Source organism: Clostridium sp. YIM B02500 (assembly GCF_022324665.1).
Taxonomy (GTDB): Bacteria; Bacillota; Clostridia; order Clostridiales; family Clostridiaceae; genus Clostridium; species Clostridium beijerinckii.
In genome coordinates this window covers 1-8,728 of sequence record NZ_JAKGTE010000067.1, presented here as the reverse complement: position 1 = coordinate 8,728, position 8,728 = coordinate 1, and the positions used below count along the sequence as shown (strand labels likewise).

The 8,728-nt window shown below is 30.4% G+C and carries 9 protein-coding genes; 5 read left to right on the top strand and 4 right to left on the bottom strand.

Going from position 1 to position 8,728, the window contains the following annotated elements; all coding sequences use genetic code 11:
* Positions 1 to 98: 98 nt before the first annotated feature.
* The 4 genes from L1S46_RS26035 to L1S46_RS26020 all read right to left on the bottom strand — a co-directional run bounded on the left by L1S46_RS26035 (position 99) and on the right by L1S46_RS26020 (position 4,743).
* On the bottom strand, positions 99 to 1,772 hold the full coding sequence (locus L1S46_RS26035) for a cell wall-binding protein (RefSeq protein ID WP_238901413.1): 1,674 nt from the start codon (positions 1,770 to 1,772) through the stop codon (positions 99 to 101).
* 119 nt (positions 1,773 to 1,891) lie between these two features.
* On the bottom strand, positions 1,892 to 2,932 hold the full coding sequence (locus L1S46_RS26030) for an ABC transporter substrate-binding protein (protein ID WP_238901411.1): 1,041 nt from the start codon (positions 2,930 to 2,932) through the stop codon (positions 1,892 to 1,894).
* Between the two features lie 59 nt (positions 2,933 to 2,991).
* Positions 2,992 to 3,783, bottom strand: a complete 792-nt coding sequence (locus L1S46_RS26025; protein WP_238901409.1) for an ABC transporter ATP-binding protein — start codon at positions 3,781 to 3,783, stop codon at positions 2,992 to 2,994.
* 9 nt (positions 3,784 to 3,792) lie between these two features.
* On the bottom strand, positions 3,793 to 4,743 hold the full coding sequence (locus tag L1S46_RS26020) for an iron ABC transporter permease (protein WP_238901415.1): 951 nt from the start codon (positions 4,741 to 4,743) through the stop codon (positions 3,793 to 3,795).
* On the opposite strand from L1S46_RS26020, the gene L1S46_RS26595 reads away from it, so the two are divergent.
* From L1S46_RS26595 to sdaAA, 5 genes are all read left to right on the top strand, one after another.
* Positions 4,676 to 4,972: a hypothetical protein gene (locus L1S46_RS26595; RefSeq protein ID WP_238901417.1), complete on the top strand. Its 297-nt coding sequence runs from the start codon at positions 4,676 to 4,678 to the stop codon at positions 4,970 to 4,972. The genes L1S46_RS26020 and L1S46_RS26595 overlap by 68 nt on opposite strands.
* 98 nt (positions 4,973 to 5,070) lie before the next feature.
* Positions 5,071 to 5,874 (top strand): AraC family transcriptional regulator, encoded by an 804-nt coding sequence (locus tag L1S46_RS26010; RefSeq protein WP_012060657.1) that lies wholly within the window; start codon positions 5,071 to 5,073, stop codon positions 5,872 to 5,874.
* A gap of 6 nt (positions 5,875 to 5,880) precedes the next feature.
* Positions 5,881 to 6,618, top strand: a complete 738-nt coding sequence (locus L1S46_RS26005; RefSeq protein WP_238901407.1) for an alpha/beta hydrolase-fold protein — start codon at positions 5,881 to 5,883, stop codon at positions 6,616 to 6,618.
* A gap of 273 nt (positions 6,619 to 6,891) precedes the next feature.
* Positions 6,892 to 7,572, top strand: coding sequence for an L-serine ammonia-lyase, iron-sulfur-dependent subunit beta (gene sdaAB, locus L1S46_RS26000; protein WP_012060655.1), 681 nt, complete (start codon positions 6,892 to 6,894; stop codon positions 7,570 to 7,572).
* A gap of 1 nt (position 7,573) precedes the next feature.
* Positions 7,574 to 8,452: an L-serine ammonia-lyase, iron-sulfur-dependent, subunit alpha gene (gene sdaAA / locus L1S46_RS25995; protein WP_238901406.1), complete on the top strand. Its 879-nt coding sequence runs from the start codon at positions 7,574 to 7,576 to the stop codon at positions 8,450 to 8,452.
* The last annotated feature ends 276 nt before the right edge of the window (positions 8,453 to 8,728 follow it).

Genomic DNA, 8,728 nt, shown 5'->3' with positions numbered 1-8,728 from the left:
TTTATTCTACCTCCAACCTTATAAAATAAACATATTACTTTTTGAAGTTTACACGAAAGTCTTGACAGACTCCGCTTCTTTGCTAATACAATATTTTATTAGTTTATCCATGCACCATTTGCCCCTAACTGATATCCGTCAATTGTTGTATTAGATAGCATAGCACCTGATGCATTACAGAAGTACCAAGTACCATTATCATTAATCCACCCAGTTTTCATTATACCTTCAGAGTTTAAGAAGTACCAAGTACCATTATTATCTAGCCAGCCAGTCTTTTTAATTCCATTTTCTAAAATGTAATTCCAAGTATTATCTACATTTTGAACCCATCCAGCAGTAGTTGGGATAGAGTTGTCTGTTGTAGCAGCTGCTGTTTTAGTTATATTATGTATAACTGAATAAACTCCATCATCTTCATTCCAGACAATTAAATTATATTTAGTGCTAATAGAAAAGTCATCCATAGATCCATCTACTTTATATAATTTTACAAAGCTTTCGTTACCATCCCAGATTTTTATATATCCATCATCCAAGAAACAAGCTAGCCCATTTGGTGTTGGTATTTGATCTAAGGTATCTGTATCTGAGCTGTCATAATCACCAATATCTATATAATTAAATCCATTCTTAGATTTTAAATTAAGAGTCTCAGAATATATTTTTTTATTTGTGACATCTAAATAGGTACCATAAAGAGCTTGTGCGCTTCCTGCTATTTTTGCTTTTCCACCAGTAGCTGCACCAACTTTTGCTACTGCATCTGCTGCTGATCTTCCTAATAAATATTCCTTATTTCCATCTTCATCTGCAATAAAATATATTGATGAATTCTTAGAATATTTAATACCATCTATATCATTTGCCGCAGGTTCATTCAAAAACTTTTGTAATACGGTTACAGAATCTCCACTAGTTACATTATAACCATTTTTTCCAAACCCTAACTCATTTGTTACAGGTACGTAAGTAGCATCATCAGCTCCTTTTTCTTTTCTGTATATTGTAAGATCGGCATATCTATATATTGTATTAGCAACACTCGTGATATATTTCTTTTCTTTAAGCTCTGCTTTTAACTCATAGGCTTTAGTATTGTCTTTTATCTCATAGGTATCTTCAGTATTTTTAATAATAACACTATCACTAGTTGTACATACTTTTAGGCTTCCTAAATTATAATCTGCATCAACATAATTACCTTTTAAATCTGAATAAATTGTAGACTTTGTTTTATTAATGCCTGGATTTTTTAAGGTATAGTCATAAATTGCTAGTCCATTGCTACCGCTTAAAAATTTAGCTGAACCTTCCATGGTAGCTTCAATTATTTTTGATCCATCATAAGAACTTTTATCAAATCTTCTATCATTATCAGCTCTTATTTTTTTCCTTACAATTGTTTCAGCTTCATCTTCTAAATCTTCTGTAATATTTCCATTTAAAGCTTTGTAATTATCTGTTAAATCTACATAATTATCATCATCAAGTACTAAGTATTTATTTATTAATAAATTAGTTGCGTCATATCCAACATCAAGTCCATCAATTTTATGGTATTCTCCATCTTCAGATATATAATATGCAGCTTCATCCTTACCGTTTATTTCTCCAGTGAAATAAATACCATTTCCTTTTGCATACCCGCTATAGATAGTACCCTCAGTTGCGTCTATTTTTTTTACTTCAGCAGCTTTTGCAGGTACAATTGGCATAACTGAAACCATAGCTACTAATAAACTTGCGATTTTTGTAATTCTTCTTAACATATTTTTAATTTCTCCCTTACATAAACTTTTTATTTAGTTTCTACATGGTTTATCTGATAGTTAGTATCCGTAATACTCCCTATATATAAAACTCCATCTGAAAAGTTTCATCTTATGATTTATTTTTTGAATATTTCTGGATAGAAAGCAGAAGATAACTTTTCTAAACAGTCAAAAGTTCTATATCCATATCCCATAAATTCTGTATAATCAACACAAATAATGCTTTTGTTTTTAATAGCAGTAACATTTTGAAGTGTTGGTTCAGATAGTATTTTGCTTACAGCATCAGCATCTGTAGATGCATTTTTAGTTGCTGTTACATAAATTATGTGATCTGGATTAGTTGAAATGATATTTTCTAAGGAACCAGAACCACCTTTTTCAATAACATTATCAGCATTTAAAACGTTGAGCATTTCTGTTTGTAATGAAGCATTAGCGCCATATACTGAAAATGAATCTGCACCGTAATTAACAATTACTATAACTTTCTTTCTTGCTTCATTAGTTGGAACGTTCGCTTCTATATCATCTAAAGATTTTCGCATGGAATCAGCTAAGCTATTAGCTTTATCTTGAACATCAAAGATAATTCCTACATTTCTAACATCCTGAATGATTGTATCTAAAGTAATATTAGTATCCATCCTACTTGCTGATTGGACATAGGTATTAATTCCAACTTCATTTAAGCTTGGGATTGATCCATATTTATCATCATTAAAAGAAGCTGCTCTTCCAATTACTAAATCTGCTCCAGATCCAACAACGACTTCTTTAGCAGCATCTCCCTTTTTAGCTATCGCAGCAATAGATTCATAATCATCCTTTAAAGCTTCTGGGATTGGTGTGTCTAAGTCACCTGTTCCAATTAGTGAATCCTTTAATCCTAAAGTTAATAGAAGCTCTGTTGAGGATTGATTATTGGTTATAACTTTTTTTGGTGCATCATTAAAAGTTTGTTTATATGTTTTTCCTTCTGAATCAAAAGCATCAAAGGTTACAGGATAAGAAGTTTTAGATGCAGACGCTTTTTGTGTATTTGAAGACTTTTCTGATTCAGATAAATTATTTGTATTTGCGCTACTTCCACATCCTGTAAATATAGCAGTAGTAAGCATTATAGCTGCAATCAAAAGTAAAAATTTTCTTTTCATAAATATTCCTCCTAGTTTTTTATTAAAACTTAAACATATTACGTTAAGTTGTTATGTTGCTAAGTATAATTTTGCTTTGTTTGTAAATCATCTGTATAGAAATCAATTGAAAGTCTCTTAGTTACAGGATTTATGTATACATATGAATTTACATCATAAACTTTTTTTATCATTTCTGTTGTTATAACCTCTTTTGGAGTACCATGAGTTACAATTTCTCCAGCCTTCAGAACATAAATTTCATCACAAAATTGAGCTGCTAAGGTTAAATCATGTAAGGCTGCTAAAACACAAATATTTAGATTTTTTACAATTGACATAACCTCTAATTGATACTTTATATCAAGGTGATTAGTAGGTTCATCTAATATTAATATCTTTGGTTCTTGAGTTATGGCTCTAGCTAATATAACTCTTTGTTTTTCTCCACCAGATAAAAGACTAAAGCTATTTTGAGAAGAATCAAGCATTCCAACTGATGATAATGCTTTAAGTGCTATATCATAATCTTCTTTACTGTCTTTTTCTAATAGTTTTTTATAAGGTGATCGTCCCATTAAAACTATATCTATAACTTTAAAATCAAAATTAATATTATTAAACTGACTAACTACTCCAAGAGTTTTAGCTAGAGATTTTTTGTCATAAGCTTGTATATCTTTATGAGCGATATAAATATCTCCATAAGTTGGCATTATAATACCGTATATAGATTTCAATAAAGTAGATTTACCGCTGCCGTTAGGACCAATTAAACCAATAAATTTATTATTAGTAACAGCTAAATTAATACCTTTCACTATTTCACTTTTGGATAAATTAATCTTTAAATCTTTAATTATCAAGTCCATTTAAGTCACCTATTTGTCTCCGTAACCGAAGCCCTTTCTTAATAAGATATAAACAAAAAATGGAGAGCCAACTAGGCCTGTAATAATACCAATAGATAATTCTCCATTAGGAATAGTTATTCTAGCGAATATATCTGCCCAAACTAAAAATATGGAGCCTAGGAGCATAGAGGTTAATATTAGCTTTTTATGGTCAGACCCAAATAAAGCTCTTGAAATATGAGGAATGATAAGTCCAACAAATCCTATAACCCCGCAATTAGCGACTAGTATACCGGTTAGTAGTGAAGTTATTATCATATACATTCTTCTATATAGATTTAAATTCAGACCCATTGTTACAGATGCTTCATCACCCATTAACATTAAATTTAAAATCCGTCCTTGAGTCATAAAGAAGATACAACTTACAGAAACAAATAAGATAACCAATCCTATATTTTGCCATTTAGCTGTGGCTAAAGAGCCCATGGTCCAAAATTTAACACTTTGCATACCTTCAGCATTACTTGCTATGGAAATAATGAAATTAGATAAGGCATTGCACAAAGCGCTAATAACAGTTCCTGAAAGCACTAACTTAGTAGAAGACATCTTACTCCCTAAAGAAGAAAGTAACAGAACTAAAACAGAAGCTCCTAAAGCACCTAAAAATGCCCAAAATGCAACACCGTTAATAGATAAAAAGCTTAATGAACCAATACCAAGCATTAGGGAAAAGGTAGCGCCTAAAGATGCACCAGAAGAAATTCCTAGAATATACGGTTCAGCTAAGGGATTCTGTACAGTAGCTTGCATTACAGTACCGCATACGGCAAGTCCAGCTCCAACAGCAATAGCAAGTAAAACTCTAGGCATACGAATAAGCCAAATAACATTATAGGTTGACGAAGTGTTTGTAAGGCTAGTATCACCTAAAGATACTCCAAAAACCTTATTAAGGATTACGCCATATGATATAGATGGTTTTATTTTAAAAGAGCCAAAGGAAACTGATAATATTACTGAAATAATTAGTAGTACTATTAAAGCAATAATAAATAGATTAAAAGATTTCTTGATTTTCAGATTTTTTTCATATGAAGAGTTTAAAATGTCTTGCATATTAACATCCTTTCTTGAAGAGATTCAAAAAGTAAGTTATACTAAATGTAAAGATATAAATGATAATAATTCTCATTTATATTAAGGATTATAATATATGAGAAATAGTAAAAGAATAAACAAAAATAAAAACATGGACAATTATTTAATAATTGTCCATGTTTTCGAAGGGGGATGAATCAATTGAAAAGTGTTATAAAAGGTGAGTTAATAAAGGAATTTAGAGAGAATACTTTTGAAATTGTAAGAGTAGATAAATTCGCAAAGCATTCTGCAGGTATAAAAAATACTTATAAAACGAATCTTTCAGCATTTATTTTTCCTATAAAAGGAAGGGCGGAAATAGAGTTTGATAATGAGATATTTACGGGGGAAAGAGGAAAAGTAATTCATGGATGTAAAAACAGAAACATATCTTTTAAGGTTTTAGGAGAGGAAGAGTTTGAACATATAAATATTTATTATGTAGCAGATAAATATAATAATTCAAATTCTTATATGAAATCAACGTTTGAGTTTCAAATAAATAACTACGATGAGATAATAAGATCCTTAAATCAACTTATGGAAATATCCTCTAAATTGGAAATGAAATCAAGAGTGACACTTCAAATACAAACATTTTTATTTTTAAAGGAACTTTTCACAGAGCAAAATTATAAAAAAATACTAACGGAGAAAGATATTGTGGCAGATATAAGTAAATTTATTTCGGAAAACTATATGGAGGAGATTAACTTGAATAAACTCTCTGAAAGATATGGAGAGAAAGTTAGCAGAATATCGTATTTATTTAATAAGCATTTAAAAATGAGACCGATTGATTATCTAATTCAATATAGATTGACAATGGCTTATACGCTATTAAATAAAGGTTTAACAATTAAAGATGTTTCAAAGAAAGTTGGTTATAATGATGAGTTTTATTTTAGCAGACTTTTCAAGAAAAAGTTTGGAGTTTCTCCAAGCAAATTAAAGAAGGGATAAAGAAAGATGAAAGGAACAATTTTAACAAGAAAAGTATTTGATAGAGAAATATTTATTTATTTGCCAGTTGGATATGATATTTCTGATAAAAGGTACCCCATAGTATATGTTCAAGATGGAGATAAATTTAAAGGATATTTAACCAAAATAATAGAGGATATAGAAATAGGAATTTCTAATGAATTATTAGAAGAGCATATATTAGTCGGAATCACCCCAATTGATAGAATAAGCGAATACACACCTTGGTTTTCAAAGGCACTGAATGAAAGGTTTAATGATTTTGGAGGACAAGCAGATGATTATTTGAAATTTTTATTGGAAGATTTACAACCTTATATTGAAAATGAGTTTCGAGTAAGTGTGAATAAGAAATATAGAAAAATTATGGGATATTCCCTTGGAGCATTAGTTTCTTTGTATTCAGTTTATAAAAACGACAATTACAGCAAAATTGCAAGTATATGTGCATCTCAATGGTATGAAAATTGGATTAAATTCGTAGATAAAGAAGATTTAGTAAATGATAATTTTAAGCTTATATTAATTGCAGGTAGAAAAGAAGGTTATAAGAAAACCACTATTCATAAAGATGCTCCAAAGTTTTCAGAGAAATCTTATAAAATATTTAAAAAGCGAATAGGTGAAAAAAATGTAAAAATGATTTGGGATGAATATGATCACCATGAAAATGTATTAAATAGATATAAAATTGCATTAGAGTTTTTATTAAGCAAAATTTAAAAGACATTGTGGTTTTGTATAATAATGAGAACAGTAAGTAGTTTTGTGTAAAATAAACCTATTTATTGCTTTTTATAGTTGATTGAAATTTTAGTACTATAACAAGGTGTTTTTTAATAATTCTATAGTTAAATAACAAATTGATTACTAAATTATTTTCGGCCGTTTTAATATTCTTCTTATTTATTCACAATGCCTATTATTTATGGTTTAATAAATATAAGATTAAACAAAATAGAATAGAAGATATTAGAGAGAAAGGATATCAAATTAATGAAGGAAATAGGAGTTTTTGATATTTTAGGACCTATTATGATAGGACCATCAAGTTCACATACAGCAGGTGCAGCGAGGCTTGGGAAGATAGCAAGAAGTATAGCAGGTGGAGACGTATCAGAGGTGACATTTTTACTACATGGTTCTTTCGCTAAAACATATAAAGGTCATGGAACAGATAGAGCTTTAGTTGCTGGTATTTTAGGAATGGAACCAAGTGATGAAAAACTTAGGTATTCTATGGATATAGCAAAAGAAAAAGGTGTTAAATTTTTATTTAAGGAGGCAGAATTAGGGGATGTTCATCCTAATACAGTAAAATTTATTATGAAAACAATTGGTGGTCAATATTGCGAAGTTATGGGATCATCAATTGGCGGTGGGAATATTCAGGTTGTAGAAGTTAATAATAATAAGGTTGATTTTACTGGAATTTATGAAACTTTAATAATAGCTCATAAAGATGCTCCAGGGGTAATTAATAGTGTTACAAGTATATTATATAGTGAAAATATAAATGTAGCCTTTATGAGAGTTTTCAGGCAGCAAAAAGGGCATGAAGCTATAATGATTTTTGAGATGGATAATAAAGTGAATAATATTTTAATAGAGAAAATTAAGGAAATAGAGTTAGTACATAATGTAATTTCAATAAGCCCAGCAAAGGAAGGTGAATAATATGTTTGCAAAAACAGGTATGGAATTGTTAGAAATATGTGAAGAACATAATATTTCATTAAGTGAATATGCAATAAGATATGAAGTGGAGGAAAAAGGATTAACAAGGGATGAAGTAATAGATAAAATGAGGAAAAATTTGAACGTCATGATTTCAGCAGCTAATGAGGGAATGGAGAAAGAAGTTTATTCTGTTAGTGGCTTAATTGGTGGAGATGCTTTTAAGATACATAATTATGTTAAGAAAGGAAAAGCTTTGACAGGTGATGTAACCAATATGGCTATGGCTATGGCACTTTCTTCATCGGAGGTTAATGCGTCTATGGGTAAGATAGTTGCATGTCCGACAGCTGGTTCTTGTGGAATATTACCAGCAGTAATTTTAAGTGCTGGAGAAAAACTTGGATTAGATGAAGAAGGACTTATAAATGGATTATTTGCCGCAGCTGCTGTAGGAATGATTATTGGATTAAATGCAACACTAGCAGGAGCAGAAGGTGGATGTCAGGCAGAATGTGGGTCAGCTTCCGCGATGGGAGCAGCTGCTGTTGTTGAGATGATGGGAGGAACTCCTGAGATGAGTTTAGATGCAGCAGCAATAGTAATTAAAAATGTACTTGGACTTGTTTGTGATCCAGTTGCTGGACTTGTTGAAATACCATGCGCCAAGAGAAATGCACAAGGAGCAATAACTGCTTTATGTATGGCAGACATGGTAATGGCAGGTGTAGCTTCAAAAATACCATTTGACGATACGGTAAGTGCTATGTATAAGGTGGGAAAAAGCTTGCCAGAATCACTTAGAGAAACAGCTTTAGGCGGAATAGCTGTAACTAAAACAGGACTAAAGCTTAAAGGACAGGTTTTCGGAAAAGAATAATGCACATATTAAAGTATTGTAAAGAACTTAAAGCAAATCGATAAACAATCGAAATAGAATACATGTATTCTATTTCTTTATTTTGCTATAACCTTTAAGTAGTTCACATATACATTTAGTTATTTCGGACATAGATACCGAGCCTAAAGTAAAATATATATTTTTAATTATAGTCTACACTAGAAAGGAAGGTCATACTTTTGGAGTCTGTCAAGACTTTCGTGTAAACTTCAAAAAGTAATATGTTTATTTTATAAGGTTGGAGGTAGAATAAAA

What these genes read in the sequence shown, in the direction of transcription:
- L1S46_RS26035 (WP_238901413.1), bottom strand. Translation starts at nt 1,772, where the DNA reads ATGTTAAGAAGAATTACAAAAATCGCAAGTTTATTAGTAGCTATGGTT.
- L1S46_RS26030 (WP_238901411.1), bottom strand. Translation starts at nt 2,932, where the DNA reads ATGAAAAGAAAATTTTTACTTTTGATTGCAGCTATAATGCTTACTACT.
- L1S46_RS26025 (WP_238901409.1), bottom strand. Translation starts at nt 3,783, where the DNA reads ATGGACTTGATAATTAAAGATTTAAAGATTAATTTATCCAAAAGTGAA.
- L1S46_RS26005 (WP_238901407.1), top strand. Translation starts at nt 5,881, where the DNA reads ATGAAAGGAACAATTTTAACAAGAAAAGTATTTGATAGAGAAATATTT.
- sdaAB (WP_012060655.1), top strand. Translation starts at nt 6,892, where the DNA reads ATGAAGGAAATAGGAGTTTTTGATATTTTAGGACCTATTATGATAGGA.
- sdaAA (WP_238901406.1), top strand. Translation starts at nt 7,574, where the DNA reads ATGTTTGCAAAAACAGGTATGGAATTGTTAGAAATATGTGAAGAACAT.